General features: G+C 71.4%; 20 protein-coding genes, 1 pseudogene and 1 riboswitch. Of the genes and pseudogenes, 13 read left to right on the top strand and 8 right to left on the bottom strand.

What is annotated here, in order from left to right; translation table 11 throughout:
• Positions 1-12: 12 nt before the first annotated feature.
• From nosR to C7444_RS09100, 3 genes are read left to right on the top strand one after another with little or no spacing between them, the layout of a single operon-like run.
• Positions 13-1,395, top strand: a complete 1,383-nt coding sequence (nosR, locus tag C7444_RS09110) for a response regulator c-di-GMP phosphodiesterase, NosR family (RefSeq protein ID WP_110400545.1) — start codon at positions 13-15, stop codon at positions 1,393-1,395.
• Positions 1,392-3,554 carry a PAS domain-containing sensor histidine kinase gene (locus C7444_RS09105; protein WP_110400544.1) on the top strand — a complete coding sequence of 721 codons (2,163 nt, stop codon included), beginning with the start codon at positions 1,392-1,394 and terminating at the stop codon, positions 3,552-3,554. Before nosR ends, C7444_RS09105 begins: the two co-directional genes overlap by 4 nt.
• Positions 3,547-6,072 (top strand): EAL domain-containing protein, encoded by a 2,526-nt coding sequence (locus tag C7444_RS09100; protein WP_110400543.1) that lies wholly within the window; start codon positions 3,547-3,549, stop codon positions 6,070-6,072. Before C7444_RS09105 ends, C7444_RS09100 begins: the two co-directional genes overlap by 8 nt.
• Here the strand turns inward: C7444_RS09100 and C7444_RS09095 are convergent.
• Positions 6,064-6,987 (bottom strand): LysR family transcriptional regulator, encoded by a 924-nt coding sequence (locus tag C7444_RS09095; RefSeq protein ID WP_110400542.1) that lies wholly within the window; start codon positions 6,985-6,987, stop codon positions 6,064-6,066. The genes C7444_RS09100 and C7444_RS09095 overlap by 9 nt on opposite strands.
• 107 nt (positions 6,988-7,094) lie before the next feature.
• On the opposite strand from C7444_RS09095, the gene C7444_RS09090 reads away from it, so the two are divergent.
• Positions 7,095-7,400 (top strand): YjiS-like domain-containing protein, encoded by a 306-nt coding sequence (locus C7444_RS09090; protein WP_110400541.1) that lies wholly within the window; start codon positions 7,095-7,097, stop codon positions 7,398-7,400.
• Here C7444_RS09090 and C7444_RS09085 read toward each other — a convergent pair.
• The 3 genes and pseudogenes from C7444_RS09085 to C7444_RS09075 all read right to left on the bottom strand — a co-directional run.
• A pseudogene (locus C7444_RS09085) lies at positions 7,333-8,700 on the bottom strand (MFS transporter); the annotation flags it as partial. The gene C7444_RS09090 and the pseudogene C7444_RS09085 sit on opposite strands and share 68 nt — an antisense overlap.
• Positions 8,700-10,646, bottom strand: a complete 1,947-nt coding sequence (locus C7444_RS09080; protein WP_110400539.1) for a PhoX family protein — start codon at positions 10,644-10,646, stop codon at positions 8,700-8,702. The pseudogene C7444_RS09085 and the gene C7444_RS09080, both read right to left, overlap by 1 nt.
• Positions 10,647-10,676: 30 nt before the next feature.
• Complete coding sequence (locus tag C7444_RS09075) at positions 10,677-11,882, bottom strand: CaiB/BaiF CoA transferase family protein (protein WP_110400538.1); 1,206 nt, start codon at positions 11,880-11,882, stop codon at positions 10,677-10,679.
• Positions 11,883-12,228: 346 nt separating this feature from the next.
• Between C7444_RS09075 and C7444_RS09070 the strand changes: the two genes are divergently transcribed.
• A complete protein-coding gene (locus C7444_RS09070; protein WP_110400537.1) occupies positions 12,229-13,407 on the top strand; it encodes a chymotrypsin family serine protease in 1,179 nt (392 codons plus the stop codon).
• A gap of 72 nt (positions 13,408-13,479) precedes the next feature.
• Positions 13,480-13,773, top strand: a complete 294-nt coding sequence (locus tag C7444_RS09065) for a hypothetical protein (protein ID WP_110400536.1) — start codon at positions 13,480-13,482, stop codon at positions 13,771-13,773.
• 33 nt (positions 13,774-13,806) lie between these two features.
• Here the strand turns inward: C7444_RS09065 and lysM are convergent, their stop codons facing one another.
• Positions 13,807-14,316: a peptidoglycan-binding protein LysM gene (gene lysM, locus C7444_RS09060; RefSeq protein WP_110400535.1), complete on the bottom strand. Its 510-nt coding sequence runs from the start codon at positions 14,314-14,316 to the stop codon at positions 13,807-13,809.
• A 123-nt stretch (positions 14,317-14,439) separates the two neighbouring features.
• Entirely contained in the window at positions 14,440-15,045 is a 606-nt protein-coding gene (locus C7444_RS09055) for an MOSC domain-containing protein (RefSeq protein WP_110400692.1), read from the bottom strand.
• Between the two features lie 46 nt (positions 15,046-15,091).
• A riboswitch (yybP-ykoY riboswitch) is annotated at positions 15,092-15,240 on the top strand.
• An 86-nt stretch (positions 15,241-15,326) separates the two neighbouring features.
• Here C7444_RS09055 and C7444_RS09050 point away from each other — a divergent pair.
• The gene (locus tag C7444_RS09050; protein WP_110400534.1) at positions 15,327-15,899 is read left to right on the top strand and encodes a TMEM165/GDT1 family protein; all 573 of its coding nucleotides are present in this window, start codon (positions 15,327-15,329) and stop codon (positions 15,897-15,899) included.
• Between the two features lie 7 nt (positions 15,900-15,906).
• Here the strand turns inward: C7444_RS09050 and C7444_RS09045 are convergent, their stop codons facing one another.
• The gene (locus C7444_RS09045; protein WP_110400533.1) at positions 15,907-16,305 is read right to left on the bottom strand and encodes a hypothetical protein; all 399 of its coding nucleotides are present in this window, start codon (positions 16,303-16,305) and stop codon (positions 15,907-15,909) included.
• Entirely contained in the window at positions 16,302-17,048 is a 747-nt protein-coding gene (locus tag C7444_RS09040) for a TetR/AcrR family transcriptional regulator (protein ID WP_110400691.1), read from the bottom strand. The genes C7444_RS09045 and C7444_RS09040 overlap by 4 nt, the downstream gene beginning before the upstream one ends.
• A gap of 240 nt (positions 17,049-17,288) precedes the next feature.
• On the opposite strand from C7444_RS09040, the gene C7444_RS09035 reads away from it, so the two are divergent.
• Genes C7444_RS09035 through C7444_RS09010 form a run of 6 tightly spaced genes read left to right on the top strand, consistent with a single transcriptional unit; the run spans position 17,289 to position 24,539 of the window.
• Positions 17,289-18,461: an isovaleryl-CoA dehydrogenase gene (locus tag C7444_RS09035; protein ID WP_110400532.1), complete on the top strand. Its 1,173-nt coding sequence runs from the start codon at positions 17,289-17,291 to the stop codon at positions 18,459-18,461.
• Position 18,462: 1 nt separating this feature from the next.
• On the top strand, positions 18,463-20,085 hold the full coding sequence (locus C7444_RS09030; RefSeq protein ID WP_110400531.1) for a carboxyl transferase domain-containing protein: 1,623 nt from the start codon (positions 18,463-18,465) through the stop codon (positions 20,083-20,085).
• 40 nt (positions 20,086-20,125) lie between these two features.
• Positions 20,126-20,920 carry an enoyl-CoA hydratase/isomerase family protein gene (locus tag C7444_RS09025; RefSeq protein WP_110400530.1) on the top strand — a complete coding sequence of 265 codons (795 nt, stop codon included), beginning with the start codon at positions 20,126-20,128 and terminating at the stop codon, positions 20,918-20,920.
• On the top strand, positions 20,911-21,561 hold the full coding sequence (locus tag C7444_RS09020; RefSeq protein WP_110400529.1) for a DUF4126 domain-containing protein: 651 nt from the start codon (positions 20,911-20,913) through the stop codon (positions 21,559-21,561). Before C7444_RS09025 ends, C7444_RS09020 begins: the two co-directional genes overlap by 10 nt.
• A gap of 13 nt (positions 21,562-21,574) precedes the next feature.
• Complete coding sequence (locus tag C7444_RS09015; protein WP_110400528.1) at positions 21,575-23,620, top strand: acetyl/propionyl/methylcrotonyl-CoA carboxylase subunit alpha; 2,046 nt, start codon at positions 21,575-21,577, stop codon at positions 23,618-23,620.
• A 4-nt stretch (positions 23,621-23,624) separates the two neighbouring features.
• Positions 23,625-24,539 (top strand): hydroxymethylglutaryl-CoA lyase, encoded by a 915-nt coding sequence (locus C7444_RS09010; protein WP_110400527.1) that lies wholly within the window; start codon positions 23,625-23,627, stop codon positions 24,537-24,539.
• Positions 24,540-24,735: the final 196 nt, after the last annotated feature.

The following is a 24,735-nucleotide window of genomic DNA, read 5'->3' as shown; positions in this document are numbered from 1 at the left end:
CCAGACCCCCGAATGACCGAAACCGCCCCGTCCGGACCGCCCCCTCCCGTGGCCGACGCGCCCACCGTGCTGCTGGTCGATGACGAGCCGTCGGTGCTCAGCGCCCTGCGGCGGCTGTTCCGGCCGCACGGCTACCGGATCCTGCAGGCCACCGGCGGCCCCGAGGGGCTGGAGCTGCTCGGCCAGCACACGGTCGATCTCGTGATCTCCGACATGCGCATGCCGGTGATGGACGGCGCCCGCTTCCTCGAGGCCGTGCGGCTGCACGACCCGGGCATCGTGCGCATCCTGCTGACGGGTTACGCCGACATCAGCTCGACGGTCGCGGCGATCAACCGCGGCGAGATCCACCGCTACATTTCCAAGCCGTGGGACGACCAGGACATGCTGCTGGTCGTGCGGGAGGCGCTGAGCCGCCGCGCGCTGGAGCGGCACAACGCGGAACTGGTCGCGCTGACGCAGGCCCAGAACGACCAGCTCAAGGCGCTGAACCAGACGCTGGAGGGCCGGGTGGCCGCACGCACGGCCGAGCTGGAGCAGGTCAACGCGATGCTGACCCGCTCGTTCGCCGACCTCGACAGCAACTTCACGCTGGCGCTGACCGTGTTCTCGGGGCTGATGGAAATGCGCCAGGACGGCATCGCCGGCCACTCCCGACGGGTGGCCGCGCTGAGCCGGGCGATCGGCCAGCGCCTCGACCTGGACGCGCAGACGCTGCAGGACATCTACCTGGCCGCGCTGCTGCACGACATCGGCAAGATCGGCTTCCCCGACCGGATGCTGGGCAAGCCGGTGTCGACCTACGGCCCCGAGGAGCTGTCGCGCTACCGGCGCCACCCGCAGGACGGCGAGGCCGCGCTGATGCCGCTGGCGCGGCTGCAGGGCGCCGCCCGCATCATCCGGCAGCACCACGAACGCCTGGACGGCCTCGGTTTTCCGGACGGACTGTCCGGCCTGGAGATCACGCTGGGGGCGCGGATCGTCACCGTGGTCAGCGACTACGACGGGCTGATCAGCGGCAACCTGGCCGAGCGGCGCTGCACCGGCGACATGGCGCTGCAGGCGCTGCGCGGGGGCATCGACACCCACTACGACCGCCGCGTGGTCCAGGCGCTGGCCGACGTGCTCGCCGAGCGCCGCACGGACGACGACCGCTCGGCCGCCGACATCGAGGCCCGGGAACTGCAGCCCGGCATGGTGCTGGCGCAGGACCTGCTCACCAGCCAGGGCGCGATCCTGCTGACCGCCGGGCATGTCTTCGACGAACGCATCGTGCGGCTGGTCGGCGAGTTCGCCAACCGCCTGGGCGGCCGCCTGACGCTGAAGATCCGCAGCGATTCGATCGCCGTCCCGATGGCCGTGCGCACGCCGGCCCACCAAGGAAGCACGACATGAGCCCCCCGGCCACAGCCCCCGCCCACGATCCGGGCCTGCAGCCGCTGCTGGACGCGATGGCCGTGCCGGTCTGGCTGCACCGCGGCGGCGACCTGGCGATCCAGGCCAACACCGCCCTGCACCGGCTGATCGGCCACGATGCGGCCACGCTGGCGGGCCGATCCTCGCTGTCGCTGGTCGTCACCGAAGACCGCCAGGCCCTGCAGCGCGCGATCGAGGACTGCCTCGCCGGCAGCGGATCGCCCCCGGCCCATGCCGCCCGGCTGCAGGTCCACGACGGGGACGTGCGCCAGGTCGAGCTGACGCTGCGCCGGGTGCAGCACGACGGCACGCCGACCGTGCTGGTCACCTGCATCGACCACAGCGACGTGCACCATGTGCAGAACAGCCTGCAGGCCATGAGCGGCCTGCTGCGCCAGATCGTCGACGGTGCCCCGGTGGCCTCGTTCGTGCTCGATGCGCAGCGCCGCGTGACCCACTGGAACTTCGCCTGCGAGCGACTGACCGGCCGGACCGCCCACGAGATGATCGGCTCGACCGACGCCTGGAAGGCCTTCTACGCCGACTGCCGCCCGCTGCTGGCCGACCTGATCATCAGCGGCATCGACGAGACCGAACTGCTGGCGCTCTACCAGGGCAAGGCGCGTCCGTCGTCGCTGATCGCCGGGGCCTACGAAGCCGAGGGCTTCTTCACCCACTTCGGCCCGGGCGGGCGCTGGCTCTACTTCACCGCCGCGCCGCTGCGCGACGACGACGGGCAGGTGATCGGCGCGATCGAGACGCTGCAGGACGTCAGCCAGCGCCGCTGGGCCGAGGAGGAGCTGACCCGGCACCGCAACCAGCTGGAGCAGCGCGTCGAGGAACGCTCGGCGGCGCTCGCCGCCAGTGCACGGGAGCTGGAGACCTTCATCAGCAACGCGCCCATCGGCGTGCTCTACACCAGCCGCGGCAAGGTGCTGCGCAGCAACCGCAAGGTGGACCTGATCTTCGGGCTGGACGGGGGTTCGGCCGTGGGCATGTCGGCCGCCGACTTCTACCTGTCGCCCGACGACTACGCGGCCCTGGGCCGCATCGCCCACCCGCTGCTGTCCCGGGGGCTGCCGCTGCACCACGAGATGTGGATGCGCCGCCGTGACGGCCAGCCGGTCTGGATCCAGCTGAGCGCCTACGTCTCGGACCACCGGAACACCGCCGCCGGCGCCTGGTGGATGCTGCAGGACCGCACCGAGATGCGCGCGGCCGAAGACGAGCTGCGCACCCGCTTCGAGCAGCTGCAGGACACCAACCGCAAGCTCGAGGAAGCGCAGAACCAGCTGCTGCAGTCCGACAAGATGGCCTCGATCGGCCAGCTCGCGGCCGGGGTCGCCCACGAGATCAACAACCCGGTGGGCTTCGTCAGCTCGAACCTGAACACGCTGCGCCAGTACACGGGCGAGCTGCTGTCGCTGGTCGATGCCCATGCCCGGGTCGACGCGTCGCCGGCCGATGCCGAAGCGGCCGCGCACCTGGCCACGACCCGCGAACGTGTCGAGCTCGACTACCTGAAGGAGGACCTGCCGCAGCTGCTCGACGAATGCACCGACGGACTGGGCCGGGTCAAGAAGATCGTCCAGGACCTGAAGGACTTCTCCCGCGTCGACCAGCCGGACTGGCAGGAGGCCGACCTCAATGCCGGGCTGCAGTCGACCCTCAACGTGGTGCGCCACGAGGTCAAGTACAAGGCCGAGGTGCTGCTGCGGCTGAGCCCGCTGCCGGCGGTGAGGTGCCTGGCCGGCCAGCTCAACCAGGTGTTCATGAACCTCATCGTCAACGCCTCCCAGGCCATCGCCGGGCAGGGCACGCTGACCCTGTCGTCAGGGACCGGGGGCGACTGGGTCTGGATCCAGGTCGACGACGACGGCTGCGGCATGAGCGAGGAGGTGCGACGCCGCATCTTCGAGCCCTTCTACACCACCAAGGACGTCGGCAAGGGCACGGGGCTGGGCCTGTCGCTGTCGTTCTCCATCGTGCAGAAGCACGGCGGGGCCATCCAGGTGCGCTCGACGCCCGGGGTGGGCAGCTCGTTCCGGGTCTGGGTGCCGATCGCCGGGCCCTCGGGCGCCGGGGGCGGCCCACCCGCCCTGCCCGACTGGCCGGAAGCCGGACCTGACCATGAATGAGATGCTCGACCGCTCCGGTGCCGCACCGATCCTGTCGGACCACACGGCGCAGCGGCTGCTGGCCGCGGCCCGCACCGGGCTGCTGGTCGTCGATGGCACCGGCATCCGTTACGCCAACCCGGCCGCCATGGCCCTGTTCGGGCACGAGCTCACCGGCCTGATCGGGCGCCGTTTCACCGAGCTGATCGCCCCGGAGGATCGCCCGCGCGTGGCCGAGCAGCTGCAGCGCCGCCTGGCCGGCGAGGCCGGGCGGCCCTACGAGGTGCGCTGCCTGCGCCGCGACGGCAGCGTGTTCGACGGCCGGGTCTGCGGTCAGCTGCTGTGCCTCGAGGGCAAGAACGTCAACCTGGTCACGCTGACCGACGTGACCGAGCTGAAGGACGCGCTGCGGCGGGTGAAATGGAGCGCCGGCATGCTGGCCGAGAGCGAGGCGCTGTGCGGCTCCGGCTCCTTCGAGCTGCACTGGCCGGACGGCGAGATCGCGCTGTCGGACGGCCTGCGCGCCCTGGTCGGCCTCGGCCCCGACGACGGCCGTCCGGGAACGCTGGCGCAGGCGCCCTGGATCCCGGCCGAGGAGCGTGAGCTCGTGGCCGGCATCTGGCGCCACGCCAGTCCGGGCGAGCCCTTCGAGCTGGTGCACAGCGTGACCTGCAGCGACGGCAGGCGGTTGATGGTGCTGCACCGCGGGCTGCTGACGGCGCCGGCCGAACACCACCTCGCCCACCGCGGCATCGCGATCCTGCAGGACGTCACCGCCCGGCGCGAGGCCGAGCAGCGCATCCAGGAACTGGCCAACTTCGACGAGATCACCGGGCTGGCCAACCGCACCCACCTGCTCCAGCAGATCGAGACCGCGATCGTCGCCTCGCGCTGGGACGGCCTGGCCTTCAGCCTGATGTCGATCGAGGTGCCTCGCATCTCCCGGCTGGTCAGCACCATGGGCTTCGGCGCCGGCGACACGCTGGCCATGTCGATCGCGGCCCGGCTCGGCAGCCTGTGCGCGGAGCACGAACAGGTGGCGCGGCTGGGGGGCAGCGAGTTCGCGCTGCTGATCCGGCACGCCAGCGAGCAGGACCGCGCCTGCACCCTGCAGCGCGGGCTGGCGCTGCAGGCCGCGCTGCAGCAGCCGGTCCGGCTGGGGGACTCGGAGGTCTTCCCGCTGTGCCGCATCGGCATCGCCCGTTTCCCCGAGGACGGCCGCGGCGCGACCCAGGTGCTCGAGGCGGCCCAGACCGCGCGCCTGGGCGCACCACCCAGCGACGGCATCTGCTTCTTCAAGCCGGCCTCCAACACGCAGGCGCTGCGCGAACTGCAGCTCGACGCCGCGCTGCGCCAGGCGCTGTCGCGCGGCGAGCTCTCGCTGGCCTACCAGCCGCAGGTGTGCCTGGGCAGCGGCGCGGTCATCGGCACCGAGGCGCTGCTGCGCTGGCATTCGCCGGAACTGGGCGTGGTGTCCCCGGTCGAGTTCATCCCGGTGGCCGAACGCACCGGCCTGATCGCGACCATCGGCCTGTGGGTCATGCACGAGGTCTGCGCGCAGTCGGTGCGCTGGCGCGAGGCCGGGCTGCCGCCGCTGCGCATCGGCATCAACATCTCGCCCGTGCAGTTCCAGCTGGGCGACGTCGCGGCCAGCCTCGACCAGGCCCTGCAGGCCACCGGGGCCCTGCCGGCCTCGATCGGCGTGGAGATCACCGAAAGCGCGCTGGTGCAGGACAGCGAACGGGTCGCGGCCACCCTGAGGACCCTGCAGCAGCGAGGCATCGAGATCTCGCTGGACGACTTCGGCACCGGCTACTCCAGCCTCAGCCTGCTGCGCAGCCTGCCCATCGACGTGCTCAAGGTGGACCGGGCCTTCGTCAGCGACGTCACCGCGGCGCCCGAGAGTGCCTCCGTCACCCGCTCCATCATCCACCTGGCGCACGGGCTGCAGATCCGCGTGCTGGCCGAAGGGGTGGAGACCGAGGACCAGCTGAACATGCTGGTCGCCAGCGGCTGCGACCAGATGCAGGGCTACTGGTTCAGCCGCCCGCTGGCGGCCGATGCCATGGCCGAGCTGCTGCGCGCGGGCCGGCAGCTGCCCGTCCACCTCACCCGCCGCAGGGACCGCTCGCGCACGCTGCTGCTGGTCGACGACGAGCCCCACATGCTCGCGGCGCTGCAGCGGCTGTTCCGGCGTGAGCGCTACCACGTGCTGACGGCCCGCGATGGCGAGCAGGCGCTGCGCCTGCTGGCGGCGTCGGACATCGACGTGATCATCTCCGACCAGCGCATGCCGGGCATGAGCGGCATCGAGTTCCTGCGCCAGGCCAGGACGCTGTATCCGGACACCGTGCGCATGATCCTGTCGGGCTACACCGACCTGCAGTCGATCATCGACGCGGTCAACGAGGGTTCGGTGTTCCGCTTCCTGACCAAACCCTGGGACGACGATCGCCTGCGCGAGCAGGTCGCCCAGGCCTTCCGGCACAAGGAGGCGATCGTCGACGCCCGCACCGCCGGGCCGCGGCCGTCACGCTGAGCCCGCACCCGCCCCGACGGCCGCTGGCGTGAAGTCGAGCAGCACCCTCAGCACCTCGGCGGTGGCCGCATCCAGCAGCGCCCGGGGGCGATGGGCCAGGCCGAGGTGGCGGGTCAGCGGCGGGTCGAGCGGACGCATCTGCAGCCGCGCCACGTCGGCCGGCACCTCGTCGAGCCATTCCATGGGCAGCACCGCCGCGCCATAACCGGCGGCCACCAGGCTCTTCATCGCCTCGGTGTAGTTGAGCTCGATGCGCGCGCGCGGCTGCAGGCCGGCCTCGCCGAACCAGCCGGCGGTCAGGCGGTGCATCAGCGTGCTCGCGTCGTTGGCCACCAGCGGCCGATCGGCCAGCCAGGCCGGGGTGACGCTCGCGGGCACGTCGGTCCAGCGGGGCGGCAGGAAGGCCATCATCGGGTCGCTGCGCCAGGGTTGCACGTCCAGGCCCGGGCTGCCCGCCTGCGGCAGCGCGACGATGCCCAGGTCGAGCGTGCGCGCCTGCAGCCGGGCCATGGTCTCGCCCGACCCGAGGATGACGACGTCGACCTCCACGTCCGCCACCGCCCGCGCCAGCCGCTCCAGGACCTGCGGCAGCAGGTGCACCAGCACGCCGGTGGACGTGCCCAGGCGCACCTTGCCCGCCCGCCCCTCGGCCACGCGGCGCACCTGCTCGAGCGTGGCATCGGCCTCCTTGAGCAGCTGGCGGCCCCGCTCGACCAGCACACCCCCCGGGGCGGTGAGCCGCACGCCCCGCGAACCGCGCTCGAGCAGGCTCGCCCCGAGCCGGGACTCCAGCTCGCCGATGTGCAGGCTGACCGTGGGGGGCGCCAGGTGCAGCGCCCGGGCCGCCGCGGCGAAGGTGCCGAGATCGGCGATCGTCACCAGCGTGCGCAGCTGGTCCAGGTTCAGTTCACGCATCGGATCCGGCCCCTCGGCTCATCAGGAATCCTGAATGTACAGCTCAGATCATTCAACTTTTCAAAATCAGCGGCCGCCTTGACCATGGCGTTCCCAAGGAGGTCGCCATGTTCCACACGCTCCCCGCTCCCGCCCCTCTCTCCGAAACCCGCCGGGCGCTGCGCCGCAGCGCGCGTCACCTGAGAGCCGCCTGGCTGGCGCTGCGCCTGGCCTGGAGCGGCGGTCGGCGCCGACGCGCCGATCGCCGCACGCTCGAGGCCATGGACGACCGCGAGCTGCTCGACCTGGGCCTGGGCCGCTCGGACATCGAGCGCATCGTCGCCGCGCCCCCGCCGCCCGGGCTCAGCGGTGCAGCAGCCAGGCCCGGCAGCGCTGACCGTACGCCGGCACCGACACGAACACCGCGCCGCTGACCAGCAGGTTGAGCAGCCCGGTCGCCAGGAAGACCTGGGTGATGCCGGCACCACGCGACAGCATCGCGCCGGCGGCCAGCGAGCTGACGATCATGAACAGCGCGTTGAGGATGTTGTTGGCCGCGATGATGCGGGCCCGGTGACTGGCCGGCGAGCGCGACTGCACCAGCGCATACATCGGCACGCTGTAGACACCGGCCGACAGCGCCAGCAGCGCCAGGTCGACCATGACCCGCCAGCGCGCCGGGCTGGCGACGAAGTCGCCAACGCCGATCAGGCCGCTCAGGCCGCCCTCCGGCGACGGCAGCGCCTGCACGGCGAAGTGCAGGTCGACGGCGAACAGGCTCATGCCCAGCGCCCCCAGCGGCACCAGGCCGATCTCGATCTGCCCGCGCGAGCAGCGCTCGCACAGCAGCGCTCCGGTGCCCACGCCGAGGGAGAACACCACCAGCAGCAGCGAGGCCACCCGCTCGTCGCCGTGCAGCACCTCCTTGGCGAAGGCCGGGAACTGGCTCAGGAAGACCGCGCCGAAGAACCACATCCACGAGATGCCCAGCAGCGAGCGGAACACCACCGGATCGGTGCGGGCGAGCTGCAGGTTGCGCCAGGTCTCGCCGGCGGGGTTCCAGTTCATGCGCAGGCCGGCGGCGGCCGGCGGCGAGTCGGGCACGCGGCGGGCGGCCTGCCAGCCCAGCAGCGCCAGCAGCAGGCAGGCCGCGGCCACCAGCTCGCTGCCATGCCGGGGCACCGACACCAGCAGCCCGCCTGCCAGGTTGCCCATCAGGATGGCCACGAAGGTGCCCATCTCGACCATGCCGTTTCCGCCGGTGAGCTCGCCGGGCTGCAGGTGCTGGGGCAGGTAGGCGAACTTGACCGGGCCGAACAGCGTGGAATGCACCCCCATCAGCCCGACGCAGGCCAGCAGCACCCCGGCCTTCAGATCCCCCTGCAGGCCGACCAGGGCCACGGCCGCCAGCGCCATGATGGCGATCTCCAGCACCTTGACCGCCCGCATGATGCGCGCCTTGTCGAGGCGGTCGGCCAGCTGCCCGGCGGTGGCCGACAGCAGCACGAAGGGCAGGATGAACACCGCGCCGATCACCAGCCCGGCCATGGCCGGGGGCAGCCAGCTCACCTGCAGCTGGTAGGTCACCAGCACGGTGACCGCGAACTTGTGCAGGTTGTCGTTGGCCGCGCCGAGGAACTGGGTCCAGAAGTACGGCGCGAAACGGCGCTGGCGCAGCAGCGCGAACTGGCCGCCGGAGGCGGGCGCGACGGGGGGGCGGGGGTCGGCAGGCATCACAGCCCGATGATCCCACCATCGTCCTTCGTGATCGCGACGGTGGCCGAGCGCGGCCGCACGCCCGGCTCGGGCCACGCGCCGCCGAAGGTGACGCCCGGCAGGCTGTGCTCGTCGTCGGTCTCGCCCGGATGCTGGAGGTTGACGAACAGCGTGCGGCAGTCGGGCGCCATCACCGGACCGGTGACCTCGCAGCCGTTGGGCCCGATCAGGAAGCGGCGGATCCGCGGCCCGCCCTCGAGGGTCGGGTCGCAGGCCAGCAGCTGGTTGCGGGGCAGCTGCTCGTGGCCGGGCCCGCCGCCGTCGGTGCAGATCCACATCACGCCGCGCGGGTCGATCAGCAGTCCGTCGGGGCTGCCGAAGGCGTCCCCCTGCACGTTGCCGCGGGCCAGCGGCTGCGGCGACTGCGCATCCCCCGCCAGCACGAACAAGTCCCAGTCGAAACGCTCGGCGGCCAGGTCCGCGCCATGGCGCCAGCGCAGGATGTGGCCCATCAGGTTGGGCGCGCGCGGATGGGCGGCGTCCGCCCCCGGCAGACCGGCCTGGCCCCGGGCGCTGTTGTTGGTCAGCGTGACGTAGACCTCGCCGTTGAGCGGGTCGATCGAGGTCCACTCCGGGCGATCCATCTTCGTCGCGCCCAGCAGGTCGCTGGCCTGGCGGGTCTTGATCACCACCTCGCCCTGGTCGGCGAAGCCGTTGGCCACGGTCAGCGGGCCCTGACCGTGCACCAGCGGCAGCCAGCGACCGGTGCCGTCGGCGTCGAAGCGGGCGACGTACAGCGTGCCGTGGTCGAGCAGCTCGCGGTTGGCGGCCAGGCCGCCCGGGCGCACCGCGTCACGGCTGACGAACTTGTAGATGTACTCGAAGCGGGCGTCCTCGCCCATGAAGATCGCGACCCGGCCGTCGCGGGTCAGCGCGCTGGCCGCCCCCTCGTGCACCGCCCGGCCCAGCGCGGTGCGCTTGACCGGCATCGCGTCCGGATCGGCCGGGTCGATCTCGACCACCCAGCCGAAGCGGTGGAACTCGTTGGGGTGGCGCCGCAGGTCGAAACGCTCCTCGTGCTCGTGCCAGCGCATCCAGTTGCCGCCTTTTTTCAGGCCCCAGCGCTGCTGGTCGGCGTCGGGCTGCTCCGGCGGCTCGAAGTAGAACTGGAAGTTCTCCTCGCAGGTCAGGTAGGTGCCCCAGGGGGTCGCGCCGCTGGCGCAGTTGCCGAAGGTGCCCAGCACCCGCGTGCCGGCCGGGTCGGCGGCGGTGCGCAGCAGGCGGTGGCCGGCGGCCGGACCGGCCACCTGCATCGGCGTGCTCGCGGTGATGCGGCGGGCCAGGCGCGAGGGCCGCACCACCGCCCAGGCCGGCGCCTGGCGGCCGGTGGCCGCGGCCACCTCGACGATGGACACGCCATGCGCGGCCATCGACTTGGCCACCTTGGCGGCCGTCCAGGTGCTGCGTCCGTCCGGATGCAGCAGGCCTTCGTCGGTGTATTCGTGGTTCATCGCCAGCAGGCCGTGCCGGGCCGAACCCGCCAGCGGGAAGTAGGCCATGCCGTCGTGGTGCATGCCCGCCTGCAGCGCCTGCTCGGCCGCGCTGTTGGAGGCGTCCGCCTTGAAGGCCGGCATGCGGCCGGGCACGCCCACCGGGTCGCCCCAGCGGTAGATCACCCGGGCGGTGTAGCCCGGCGGCACGAGCAGCGCCGGCATCGGGCCGGCCATCGACAGCGGCGTGAAGCCGAGGCGGCGGCCGACGGCCGACCACGGGTGGCGGCCCGCGGCGCCGGTCTCGCGGCTGCCGGCCGCCAGCGCGAGCGGCGCGATCAGCCCCGCGGCCAGGCAGGCCAGCCCGCCCTGCAGCCAGCGGCGCCGGGTCGGATCGATCTGCGCAGCCAGGTCCGCCCAGCTCGGGTTGCCGCTGCGGTTGGAGTCTTCCATCAAGGTGTGGTCTTTCGGCATGGCGGCATTCTCGGTGCTGTCGCGGCCCGCTCAGCGGGGCCGATGTCGCAGCACCTCGTCCGTGTGCTGGCCCAGCGTCGGGGCCACGGTGCGGATCGAGCCGGGCGTGGCGCTGAGCCGGGGCACGATGCCCGGCACGTCCAGCGCCAGCCCGTCGGCGGTGACGATGCGCTCGATCATCTGCCGCGCGCGGTAGTGCGGATCGGCGGCGATGTCGCGCACGGTGTAGATGCGCCCGGCCGGCACGCTCACCGCCTGCAGCACGGCCACCACCTCGTCGACCGGACGCTGCACCGTCCAGGCGGTGATGGCCGCGTCGATCTCGTCGATGCGCGCCACGCGGCCGGCGTTGCTGGCCAGGTCGGGCGCCTCGGCCAGGTCGGGCCGGCCGATCGCCGCCATCAGGCGGCGGTAGATCGAGTCGCCGTTGCCACCGATCACCGCCTGCCCGTCGGCGCAGCGGTAGACGTTGCTGGGCGCGATGCCCGGCAGGGCCGAGCCGGCCGGCTCGCGCACCGTGCCGAAGGCGCTGAACTCGGGCAGCAGGCTCTCCATGCAGTTGAACACCGCCTCGTAGAGCGCGACGTCGACCACCTGGCCGCGCCCCCGGGGGGCCTCGGGCGAGACGCTGGCCGCGCGCGCCTGCAGCGCCAGCAGCACGCCGATCACGCCATGCAGCGCCGCCAGCGTGTCGCCCAGGCTCACGCCCGCACGCACCGGCGCGCGGCCGGGCTCGCCCATCAGGTGGCGCAGGCCGCCCATCGCCTCGGCCACCACCGCAAAACCGGGCAGGTCGCGGCACGGCCCGGTCTGGCCGTAACCGCTGATGCGCAGCAGGATCAGCCCCGGGTTGTCGGCGCCCAGCACCTCGGGGCCCAGGCCCCACTTCTCCATCGTGCCGGGCTTGAAGTTCTCGATCAGCACGTCGCACTCGGCCGCCAGCGCCCGCACGTCGGCCCGGCCGGCCTCGGTGCGCAGGTCCAGCACCACGCTGCGCTTGTTGCGGCTCTGCACCTGCCACCACACGCTGGTGCCCTCGTGCAGCAGGCGCCACTGGCGCAGCGGATCACCGCCGCCCGGCGGTTCGATCTTGATCACGTCGGCACCGAAGTCGCCCAGCGTCTTGCCGGCAAACGGACCGGCGATGAGCTGGCCGAGCTCGAGCACCTTCAGGCCGGCGAGCGGGCCGCGCGCAGCAGCGGCAGGCGGGGGGACGGGAGCATGTTCAGCAGTCATCGTTCGGGGTGGCGATCCGGGCGATCGCGCGGCAGCACATCGGGCCGGTGATCTTGCCATCGACCACGACCGCCCCCGCGGTGCGCCGACTCGCCTTGCGCGTTCCTCGCCTGCGGCAGGTCTCGCCACCCTGCGGGTAAGCGCGCCCCGGATCGACCCGGAGGCCGGCCGGTGAGCACGGTGCCGGTGAGCACGCTCAACGGGCGGCCGATCACCGCGACCTACAGTTTTTTCAAAGGCGGTTCCGGGGGCCCGTCTTCCGCAGTCGCGTGCCCTGGCCACCGGCCGGGTGCCGCACGCCCCCGTCCTGAACAGCAGCCCGCAAGGGCATGTCAAGGAGACCATCATGGCGACCAAGAAGCCGCAAGGCGAATTCCAGTCCCCGGGCACGGAGTCGGAGGCCCCCGCCAGTTCCGACGATCTGTCGGGCTTCGAGTCCCCGGACCAGGGCGAGGACGCGATGAGCGCCGAGGCGTCGGAAGCCGAGGTGGGCACCTGGGTGTCGGGCGTGGACAGCCAGATCCTGGGCGTGAAGACCGAGCTGGAGAAGCTGCTGGTGTCGATGAGCGGCGAGTCGACCGGCGCGCGCTCCCAGTCGGAGCTGGAGGCCAACATCGTGGGCGTGGGCATCGGCATGGGCGACGGCACCTCGGTCGCGGCCTCGGGCGGCGCCCCCGGCGACCCGGTGCTGGAGGTCTACACGCTGGAGCCGGCCTCGGCCGCCGAGACCCGCGCCCGGCTCGCGTCGGTGGCCGGGATCGCGGCGCTGGCCGACAGCGACTTCCCGATCCTGTCGGTGCACACCGGTGCGATCGACGCCCAGCCACACCGCATGCGGCTGCGCGCGGCCCCCGGGGGCATCAGCTGCGGGCACCACGCCATCACCGCCGGCACGCTGGGCTGCCTGGTGCGCGGGCGCAGCGCGCCGCGCTCGAACCGGCTGATGGTGCTCAGCAACAACCATGTGCTGGCCAACACCAACGGCGGGCCGCTGGGCGCGGCGATCCTGCAGCCGGGGCCGTACGACGGGGGCCGCCATCCGGCCGACCAGATCGCGATCCTGGAGCGTTACGTGCCGATCAACTTCGCCGCCGGCGCCTCCAACCGGGTCGACTGCGCCACCGGCTGGGCCTGGGCGGACCGGGTGCGGCGCGAGCTGATGTACGTGTCGGGCGGGGTGGTGCGCTACTTCCGGGTGGGCGCGACCCCGGTGGCCCCGCAGGTGGGCATGCCGGTGGGCAAGTCGGGGCGGACCACCCAGCTGACCAGCGGGCGCATCACCGCCGTCGGCGTCACGATCAACGTCAACTACGGCAGCGGACGGGTGGCCCACTTCGTCAACCAGATCGCGGTGCGTGCCGCCAGCGGCGATTTCAGCGCCGGGGGTGACTCCGGCTCGCTGATCTGGACCTGGGACGCCCGGCGGGCCCCGGTGGCCCTGCTGTTCGCCGGCGGTGGCGGCACGACCTTCGCCAGCCTGATCGGCACCACGCTGGCCGCGCTGGACGTGCAGCTGGTGGTCTGAACGCCCGATAATCGGCCGTGGCCGGCGCAGGCGCCGCCACGGCCCGTGCAACCCACGAATGGCGAGGACGTGATGGCAACCGGCAACCCCCCTGGCCCGCTCGATTTCCTGTCCGGCGACCCCGTTCCGGTGGCGCCCGAACACGCCCTCACCTCACCCGATGCGGCAGATCGGCTGCCCCGTGCCGTGGTCGAGGACCTGATGCGCCACCCCGGCGTGGACGGGGTCTGGATCGAGCACGAGACCTCCGGCGAGCGGGTGGTGGTGATCCACTACACCCCCGGGGGCGACCTGTCGCGGCTGCCCGCCCGGGTGTCGGGCATGCCGACCCGGCTGGTGGGCGGCGAGCCCATCGTCGCGCTGTGAAGCGGACCGGCGCGTGACGCGCCGGGACCGTCCTCAGGCCGGGATGCGCAGCACCTGACCCGGGTAGATCTTGTCCGGGTGGCCCAGCATCGGGCGGTTGGCCTCGAAGATCTTCGGGTACTGGCTGGCGTTGCCGTACTGGTCCTTGGCGATCGCCGACAGGGTGTCACCCTTCTTCACGGTGTACCAGCGCGATTCGTCAGCCGGCTCGCTGACGGTCAGCAGGTCGTTGACGCCCTGCACGCCGGCCACGTTGCCGCAGCACAGCAGGATCTTCTCCTTGGTGGCCTGGTCGGCGCAGGCGCCGCTGACGGTGACGGCACAGCTCGCCCCGTCGAACTCGACGCTCAGGCCGTCGGTCGGCAGGCCCTGGGCCGCGATGTAGCCGGTGATGGCGGTCGCGGCCTTCTGGTTGGCCTCGGCGGCCCGGGCCTGGGCGGCTCCGTCATCGGGAGCGGTCTGCGCGGCCTGGGCGGCGGCTTCGGTGTCCTTGTGGCCGAACAGCTTTTCGCCGGCGTCCTTGAAGAAGCTGATGAGGCTCATGAGTGAACTCCTGTGTGAATGCTTGTGGGAACACGCGCGGCACGAGCGAGGTGCCGCAGCGGCAGGAGCTTACCCCGGCGCCCACCAGACGTGATGAATTTCACGGATGACAGCCGTGTCGACTCAATCGTCGCGGGTGATGCGGCGGGCCTTGGGCAGGAAGACCTCGGGCAGCGAGCGCTGGCGCGCCCCGGGCACCAGCTCGAAGGCCTGGCCGGCCTGCAGCGTGCCGGCCTGCTCCACGCTCAGGTAGCAGCCACAGAAGCCGCTCTCGGCCATGACCTTGGCCGCGTGGGCAAACCCCATCACGGCGTTGAACTTGAAGCACGGCTGGCGCGGCTCGCTGACCACCAGCACGCAGTCGGGGAAGACCAGGCGATCGCCGATCCAGAGCTCGGTCTCGAGCAGACCGCGCAGCGTCAGGTTCTCGCCGAAGCGCCCGGGAGGCAGGGGTTCGTCGAACAGGCCGGCTCCCGCTTCAGCCCGGGCCCGCTGCCAGAACGCGGCATGTTCGGCGGGATAGGCATAGACCGCCTTGGACAGGCCGCCATGCACCGACAGGTCGGCCTGCTCGTCGCCGGCCAGGCCGAGCGCACGCACCTCGACCGGCCCGTCGACCGGCCGCTTGCCGATGGCCGACAGCACCCGGCGCCCCTGGGCCAGCAGCGGCCGGGCGGTGCCGACGTTGATGGAGACGATCTGGCGCACGACGGGCGGGGAGGAAGACATGGTGGGCAGGTTCCGGATCGGCAAAGCCCGATGGTAGACTCTCGCCGCTCTCGTCATTGGGGAGTAGCTGCCCGGGCGCACCACACGGCGGCACGATCCCCTCGTGCCCATCGTCGGTGACCCTCCGGGGCGGATGTCAACACACTTGGCCGGTGAGGCCATGGCATCCGCAGCACCACGTTCGCCGTGGCGCCTGGCAAGACCTTTGACCGCAACGCCTCCGGTTCGGGCCGGGAGGCGCTGTGGTCATGCTCGTCTTCAGGCCCCGGAACTCATCGAACGTGGAAGCTTTTTTTGTCTCGACCGGCATCGTCGCCCTGGGTGAAATGGGTGACAAGACCCAGTTGCTGGCCCTGCTGCTGGCCGCCCGCTTCAAGCGCCCCCTGCCCATCATCCTCGGCATCCTGGTGGCCACGCTGGCCAACCATGCGATGGCCGGCGCCGTGGGCGACTGGGTCGCCAAGGCCATGGGTCCGGACCTGCTGCGCTGGGTGATCGGCGGCTCCTTCCTGGCCATGGCGGTGTGGATGCTGATCCCCGACCAGATCGACGACGACGAGGGCACCGGCAAGGAACGCTTTGGCGTGTTCGGCACCACGGTGATCGCGTTCTTCGTGGCCGAGATGGGCGACAAGACGCAGATCGCCACCGTCGCGCTGGCCGCACGCTACACCGACCTGCTGGCGGTGGTGGCCGGCACGACGCTGGGCATGATGCTGGCCAACGTGCCGGCGGTGTTCCTGGGTGACCAGGTGGCACGCAAGGTGTCGATGAAGCTGGTGCATGCGATCGCCGCGGCCATCTTCGCGGTGCTGGGCGTGCTGACGCTGCTCAACATCGGCAAGCTGTTCTGAGCCGGGCTCAACAGGCCCAGGACTCCATGAACCGGGCGCCGTCGGGCACGACGGCCTCCAGCGCGACCGCCTCCACCACCAGCGCCGTGCCGTGGCCCAGGCGCAGCTCCAGACGAACCGGGGCCTGCACCCGGCCCGGGGCCTCCAGGGCGGCGCTCCAGGGGCCGGTCGCGGCCCGCCAGCGCCCCCAGGCGATCGTGCCGAAGGCCTCGTCGAGGCGTCCATCGACCTCGATGCGGGCCCCCTCGAGCCGCAGCAGCACCGGCCTCAGGTGACCGGTGCGGCCGTCCGCCCGCGACACGGCGGCCGCCGACAGCACGAGGGTCAGCAGACCCTCGTCCCCCAGCTCGGCGGACCGGACCTCGCTGCCCTGGAACTCGAGCCGGTCGGGTGGACGGGCGTTCATGCCTGGGCGCTGCGCGCCAGCGCCGCCTGCACCTCGGCACGCAGCATGCGCAGCGCGCCGAGCTCGGCCTGCGGCGCGCACAGCGCCGGCCACAGCAGCGCGATCACCGCGTCGGCCGCCCCGTCGATGTCGAGCTGGCGCTCGCTGCCGATGGTCTCCCACAGGATGTGCTCCATCGGCCCGTACACCAGCGAGCGCAGCAGGCGCAGCGGCAGGTCGGTGCGGATCTCTCCGCTGGCCTGGCCACGCGCGAGCACGTCCATCAGCGGCGCGGTGTAGCGCCGCTGCAGCGGCGCGAGCACGTCGGCGAAGTCCTGCCCGCGGGATCGCCCCTCCGACAGCACCAGGGCGCACAGGCCCGTGCCCTGCTGCAGGAACAGGCGCAGGTGGGTGCGCACGATGAACTCGACCTGCAGGCGCACCGGCCCCTGCTGCGGCAGCCCGGCCTCGATCTCGGCGACGATCTCGTCGTACCAGTCGACGATCACCCGGGTGCAGAGCTCACGCTTGCCGCGGAAGTAGGTGAAGACGGTCGCCTCGCTGATGCCCAGCCGCTGGGCGATCTCGGTGGTGGTGGCGTGCTCGTAACCCCGGGCGGCAAACACCTGCCGGGCCTCGCGCAGGATGTCACGCACCCGCTGCTCCGACTTGGCGCGCACGGCGGGCCGGCGCAGGCGGCTGACGTCGGCCGCCACGCCGGCAGGCGCGAGCTCGGGAGGGGAAGGATCGGGACGTGCGTTCATGGTGTCGGGCAAGCGTATCCGAAGCGGCGTCGCCCATGGGTGAGTCCAGCTCACTTTTTGATGCCGACCGAGTGGAAGACCCGCCACCCGACCCGATGCATCCGGACCATCCGGTGCGCCAGGGTATGCACCTAGTCGTGGATTGAGCGTCATCCATGGACATTGAGCTTTACTCAATTTATTCTGCACCACACGCTCAACGCGTCCGACCCGCCCGCCCATCGACCGCCGGAGTTCCCCATGTTCGAGTCCACCTTCACCTTCCCGCTCGGCGACGACATCGCCTCGCTGCGCGAGGCCGTGCGCGACTTCGCCCGGCACGAGATCGCCCCGCGGGCCGCCGGGATCGACCGCGACAACCTGTTCCCGGCCGACCTGTGGAAGAAGCTGGGCCACCTCGGCGTGCACGGCCTGACCGTGGACGAGGCCTGGGGCGGCACCGGCATGGGCTATGTCGCCCACATGGTGGCGATGGAGGAGATCAGCCGGGCCAGCGCCTCCGTCGGCCTGAGCTACGGCGCCCATTCCAACCTCTGCATCAACCAGATCCACCGCAACGGCACCGAGGCCCAGAAGGCGAAGTACCTGCCGGGACTGATCAGCGGCAAGCAGGTCGGCGCGCTGGCCATGAGCGAGCCGGGCGCCGGCTCGGACGTGGTCAGCATGAAGCTGCGCGCCGAGCGGCACGGTGACCACTACCGGCTCGACGGCAGCAAGATGTGGATCACCAACGGCGGCGATGCCGACACGCTGGTGGTCTACGCCAAGACCGAGCCGGCGATGGGCGCCCGCGGCATGACCGCCTTCCTGATCGAGAAGGGCATGAAGGGCTTCAGCAAGGGCGAGCACCTCGACAAGCTGGGCATGCGCGGCTCCAACACCTACCCGCTGTTCTTCGACCGCTGCGAGGTGCCGGTGGAGAACGTGCTCGGCGGCGAGGGCAACGGGGCCAAGGTGCTGATGAGCGGGCTCGACTACGAGCGCATCGTGCTGTCGGGCGGGCCGCTGGGCATCATGGCCGCATGCCTGGACGTGGTCGTGCCCTTCGTGCACGAGCGCAAGCAGTTCGGCCAGAGCATCGGCGAGTTCCAGCTGATGCAGGGCAAGCTGGCCGACATGTATTCCACCTTCCAGGCCTGCCGCGCCTACGCCTACGCGGTGGCGCAGGCCTGCGACCGCGGCGACCACAGCCGCACGCTGCGCAAGGACGCCGCCGGCGTGATCCTCTACACCGCCGAGAAGGCCACCTGGATGGCCGGCGAGGCGATCCAGGCACTGGGCGGCGTGGGCTACACCAACGACTATCCGGTCGGGCGGCTCTGGCGCGACGCCAAGCTCTACGAGATCGGCGCGGGCACCAGCGAGATCCGCCGCATGCTGATCGGCCGTGAGCTGTTCGCGGAGACCTGCTGACATGAGCACCCTCGCCTCCCGGCTCAACCCGCGCTCGGCCGAATCGCTGGCCAATGCGGCCGCCATGCGCCAGCTGATCGACGACCTGCGCGCCCGGCTGGCCCGGATCGCCGAAGGTGGCGGCGCCACTGCCCGGGCCCGGCACCTCGCCCGCGGCAAGCTGCTGCCCCGCGACCGGGTCGAGCTGCTGCTGGACCCGGACACGCCCTTCCTCGAGATCGCCCCGCTGGCGGCCCTGGGCATGTACCCCGACAAGGACGGCAGCGATGCCGCCCCCTGCGCCGGCCTGGTCGCCGGCATCGGCCGGATCTCGGGCGTGGAGTGCGTGATCGTCTGCAACGACGCCACCGTCAAGGGCGGCACCTATTACCCGCTGACCGTCAGGAAGCACCTGCGCGCGCAGGAGATCGCCCAGCAGAACCGGCTGCCCTGCGTCTACCTGGTCGACTCCGGCGGCGCCAACCTGCCCAACCAGGACGAGGTCTTTCCGGACCGGGACCACTTCGGCCGCATCTTCTACAACCAGGCGACGATGAGCGCGGCCGGCATCCCGCAGATCGCGGTGGTGATGGGCTCGTGCACCGCCGGTGGCGCCTACGTGCCGGCGATGAGCGACGAGACCATCATCGTCAAGAACCAGGGCACCATCTTCCTGGGCGGGCCGCCGCTGGTGAAGGCGGCCACCGGCGAGGTGGTCAGCACCGAGGACCTGGGCGGAGGCGACGTGCACACCCGCCTGTCGGGCGTGGCCGACCACCTGGCCGACAGCGACCTGCATGCGCTGGCCATCGCCCGCCAGGTAGTGGCCCACCTGAACTGGCGCAAGGACGTGCCGCTGCGCCTGGCCGAGCCCCGCCCGCCGCGCTTCGATGCCGCAGAACTGCTGTCCGTCATCCCGACCGACACCCGCAAGCCCTTCGACGTGCGCGAGATCATCGCCCGCATCGTCGACGGCTCCGACTTCGACGAGTTCAAGGCCCGCTACGGCGCCACGCTGGTCTGCGGCTTCGCCCACCTCGAGGGCATGCCCGTGGGCATCGTCGCCAACAACGGCATCCTGTTCGCCGAGAGCGCCAACAAGGGTGCGCATTTCATCGAGCTGTGCTGCCAGCGCAAGATCCCGCTGGTGTTCCTGCAGAACATCACCGGCTTCATGGTCGGGCGCAAGTACGAGAACGAGGGCATCGCCCGCGCCGGCGCCAAGATGGTGACGGCCGTGGCCTGCGCCAACGTGCCCAAGTTCACCGTCATCATCGGCGGCAGCTTCGGCGCGGGCAACTACGGCATGTGCGGCCGGGCGTTCTCGCCGCGTTTCCTGTGGATGTGGCCCAACGCCCGCATCAGCGTGATGGGGGGCGAGCAGGCCGCCAGCGTGCTCGCCACGGTCCGGCGCGACGGCATCGAGCTCCAGGGCGGCCAGTGGAGCGCCGACGAGGAAGAAGCCTTCAAGCGCCCGATCCGCCAGCAGTACGAGGTGCAGGGCCACCCGTATTACGCCAGCGCCCGGTTGTGGGACGACGGCGTGATCGACCCGCAGGACACGCGCCGCGTGCTGGCGCTGGGCCTGTCGGCCAGCCTGAACGCCCCCATCCCGGACGCGAGGTTCGGCATCTTCCGCATGTGAGCCTCGCTGCCCGCCCGCCCCCTTCGCCAGGACCTGCCCGATGAGCCCGACCCCCGCCACGACCCTCGAACTGCGCCGCCCGAGCGCCCATGTGGCCGAGGTCTGGCTCGACCGACCCGACGTGCGCAACGCCTTCAACGAGCAACTGATCGCCGAGCTGACGGCCACCTTCGAAGCCCTGGCCCGGGACGAGGCGCTGCGGGTGGTCGTGCTGGGCGGTCGAGGCAGGAGCTTCTGCGCTGGCGCCGACCTGAACTGGATGCGCGAGATGGCCGGCTACAGCCGCGCCCGCAACCAGGCCGATGCGCAGGCCCTGGCCGACATGCTGTGGACGATCCACCGCTGCCCGGTGCCGGTGATCGCCCGCCTGCATGGCGACTGTCATGCCGGCGGGGTCGGGCTGGCGGCGGTCTGCGATGTTCTGGTGGCCAGCAACACGGTGCACTTCTGCCTGAGCGAAGCCAGGCTGGGACTGCTGCCGGCGACGATCGGGCCTTATGTCGTGCGGGCCATGGGCGTGCGGGCGGCGCAGCGCTACTTCGTCACCGCCGAGCGCTTCAGCGCCGCCGAAGCCCACCAGCTGGGCCTGGTGCACGAGCTGAGCCCGCCCGACCAGCTCGACGACCGGGTGGCCGCCCTGGTGGCCGCGCTGGTGGCCAACGGGCCGGCCGCCGTGCGGGCGAGCAAGCGGCTGGTGCAGGACCTGGCGGTCGCACCGATCGATGCGGCCTTGCGCGAGGAGACCGCCCGTCGCATCGCCGACATCCGCAGCAGCCCGGAGGGCCGGGAAGGCGTGTCATCTTTCCTGGAAAGGAGGCCCCCTTCATGGACCTGAACTTTCCCGGACTCGGCCCGGCCACGGCACGGCTCGACACCACCCATCTGTTCAGCATCGCCGCCGCACTCGGCTGGGCCAGCGGTCTGCGGCTCTATGCGGTCGTCTTCCTGACCGGCCTGGCCGGCTGGCTGGGCTGGGTTCCCCTGCCCCCCGGCCTGCAGCTGCTGCAGAGCCCGGTGGTGCTGGGCGCCTCGGCGCTGATGCTGTCGGCCGAGTTCCTGGCCGACAAGATCCCGCTGGTCGACTCGCTGTGGGACACGGTGCACACCGTCATCCGCATCCCGGCGGGGGCCGCGCTGGCCGCCGGTGCGCTGGGCGCCGACGCCGGCTCGTGGCAACTGGTGGCCGCGCTGATGGGCGGCACGCTGGCGGCCACGGCCCATGTGGCCAAGGCGACGACCCGGGCCGCGGTCAACACCTCGCCCGAGCCCTTCTCGAACCTCGGCCTGTCGCTGCTGGGCGACGCCGTGGTGCCGACGATGCTGTGGCTGTCCTGGACGCATCCGGGCGTGTTCTTCGTGGCCCTGGCCGCCGCGCTGGTGATCATGGCGGCGCTCACGCTGCTGCTGTTCAAGTTCGTGCGCCGCCTGGGGCGCACCCTGCAGGACAGGTTCGGCCCCGCACGGGCGTCGGCCTGAAGGAGATCCGTCGATGTTCAAGAAGATCCTGATCGCCAACCGGGGCGAGATCGCCTGCCGCGTGGCGCGCTCCGCCCGCCGTCTGGGGGTGCGCACCGTGGCCGTGCATTCCGAAGCGGATGCGCAGGCGCAGCACGTGCTCGCCTGCGACGAAGCGGTTCACATCGGCGGCGCCGCCGCACGGGACAGCTACCTGCAATGGCTGCGCATCATCGAGGCCGCCCTGGCCAGCGGCGCCCAGGCCGTGCATCCCGGCTACGGCTTCCTGAGCGAGAACGAAGCCTTTGCCCGTGCCTGCGCCGAAGCCGGCCTGGTCTTCATCGGTCCGCCCCCCGAGGCCATTGCCGCGATGGGCAGCAAGTCGGCCGCCAAGGCGCTGATGGAGCGTGCCGGCGTGCCCCTGGTGCCGGGTTACCACGGCGACGACAACGATCCCGACTTCCTGCAGGCACAGGCCGAACGCATCGGTTTTCCCGTCCTGATCAAGGCCAGCGCCGGCGGGGGCGGTCGCGGCATGCGGCGGGTGGACCACGCCGCCGATTTTGCCGCCGCGCTGGCATCCTGCCAGCGCGAAGCCCAGGCCAGCTTCGGCAACGCCCAGGTGCTGGTCGAGCGTTATGTGCTGCGGCCACGCCACATCGAGATCCAGGTCTTCGGCGACACCCAGGGCCACTGCGTGCACCTGTTCGAGCGCGACTGCTCGGTGCAGCGTCGTCACCAGAAGGTGCTGGAAGAGGCCCCCGCCCCCGGCCTGGGGGCCCGCCGACGCGCCGAGATGGGGGCGGCCGCCGTCGCCGCGGCACAGGCGGTGGGCTACGTCGGCGCCGGCACCGTCGAGTTCATCGCCGAAGAAGTCGACGACGGTGATCTGCGTTTCTATTTCATGGAGATGAACACCCGGCTGCAGGTCGAGCACCCGGTCACCGAAGCCATCACCGGCCACGACCTGGTCGAGTGGCAGCTGCGGGTGGCCAGCGGCGAGGCGCTGCCGGCGACCCAGGCCGACCTGCGTCTGCGCGGTCACGCGATCGAGGCACGCATCTGCGCCGAGAACCCCGACGCCGGCTTCCTGCCCGCCACCGGTCGGCTGGCGGTGCTGCGCTGGCCTGAGCACGTGGCCTTCGTGCGCAACGCCACCCAGGACAGCAGCCGCCCTCCTGCCCCCGTCCGGGTCGACACGGGCGTGAGCGAAGGCGACGAGATCAGTCCGCACTACGACTCGATGATCGCCAAGCTGATCGTCTGGGGCGAGGACCGGGCACAGGCGCTCGCCCGGCTCGACGCCGCGCTGCGCGACACCCACATCGTCGGCCCGGCCACCAACGTCGCGTTCCTGCGCCGGGTGGTCAACTGCCGCGCCTTCGGCACCGCCGACCTCGACACGGCGCTGATCGAACGGGAACGTGCCGTGCTGCTGGATCAGCCCGGCCTGCCCCTGATGCTGGCCGCCGCGGGCGTGGCCGCCCACATCCTGGCCGAGGAGCAGGCACCCGGTCAGGCCGGAAACCGGTCGGCGCAGGATCCGTGGGCACGCCGGGACGGCTGGCGACTGCATGGCAGCGCCCGTCGACGCCTGGATCTGCAGGTCGGCACGACCCATCACCTCGCCACGCTGGAGCGATCGCATGACGGCGCCCTGCAACTGACGCTGGACGGCAGCGGTGCCACGCTCGGCACACGCCCGCTGGGCGCCCACCGGCACGAGATCCTGCTGGACGGGCAACGCCAGGTGCTCAGCGTCCACGCAAACGGCGAACGCATGGCCGTCTTCGGAGAACACGGATCGCTGGAACTGCAGGAGTTCGATCCCGTGGCCCACGCCAGCGAAGCCGCCGGCAGCGAAGGCCGGCTCAGCGCCCCGATGCCGGGCAGGATCATCGGCTTCCTGGCCCAGCCCGGGCAACGGGTCCAGGCCGGACAGGCGCTGGCGGTGATGGAAGCCATGAAGATGGAACACACGCTGACGGCACCACGTGACGGCGTGGTCGCGGAGCTGATGTTTGCCGCCGGGGACCAGGTCAGCGAAGGGGCGGAGCTGCTCAGCCTCGTCGGAGAATGATCCCATGAGCAACGCACATTTTCCGAGCCGGGTCACGCTGGTCGAGGTCGGCCCCCGTGACGGACTGCAGAACGAAGCCAGGCCGGTGGCCACGCAGGCCAAGATCGAACTGATCGGGCGCCTGCAGGCCGCAGGGCTGACCGAGATCGAGGTCACCAGCTTCGTCAGCCCCAGGTGGGTGCCACAGATGGCGGACAACACGCAGGTGATGGCCGGCCTGCCGCGCCAGGCGGGCGTGCGCTATGCCGTGCTCACGCCGAACCTGAAAGGTTTCGAGGCCGCGCTCGCCACCCGACCCGACGAGATCGTCGTCTTCGGCGCCGCCAGCGAAGCCTTCAGCCAGAAGAACATCAACTGCAGCATCAGCGAATCGATCGAACGTTTTGCCATGGTGTGTGATTCGGCCCGCAAGGCCGGCATCAAGGTGAGAGGCGCCATTTCATGCGCGCTGGGCTGCCCCTACGAAGGAGAAGTGGCGCCGGAACGCGTCGGATGGGTGGCCAGTCTGATGAAGGACATCGGCGTGCAGCATGTCGGCGTGGCCGACACCATCGGCGTGGGCACGCCCAGAAAAGTGCAGGCGGCACTGGCGGCCGCCCTCCAGCACTTCCCGCTGCACGAGGTCAGCGGTCATTTCCACGACACCTACGGCCAGGCGCTGGCCAACATCTACGCCAGCCTGGAGCTGGGCGTGCACACCTTCGACACCAGCATCTCCGGGCTGGGCGGCTGTCCCTATGCCAAGGGGGCCACGGGCAATGTCGCGACCGAAGACGTGGTGTATCTGCTCGAAGGAATGGGCATCACGACAGGCATCGACCTGCCGCGTCTGGTGCAAGCCGGCGAATACATTCGTGGCGTGCTGGGCCAGGCCAATGGATCGCGGGTCGCACGAGCCTTGATCGGCCAACGCGGCTGAACTCATCGAGTGAGGCCCGAGGGGCGGCGTGGAGCCGCCCTGTGGGGATGAGGGAGGAATGTTTTCCTGCAAAGCAAAACGCCCCTCAGCGAGGAGCTGAGGGGCGTTTTCCGAATAATAGCCTGACGATGACCTACTTTCACACGCGAATGCGCACTATCATCGGCGCGAAGGCGTTTCACTGTCCTGTTCGGGA

Source organism: Sphaerotilus hippei (assembly GCF_003201595.1).
Classification (GTDB): domain Bacteria; phylum Pseudomonadota; class Gammaproteobacteria; order Burkholderiales; family Burkholderiaceae_C; genus Sphaerotilus; species Sphaerotilus hippei.
This window is presented reverse-complemented; position numbering and strand designations above follow the sequence as displayed.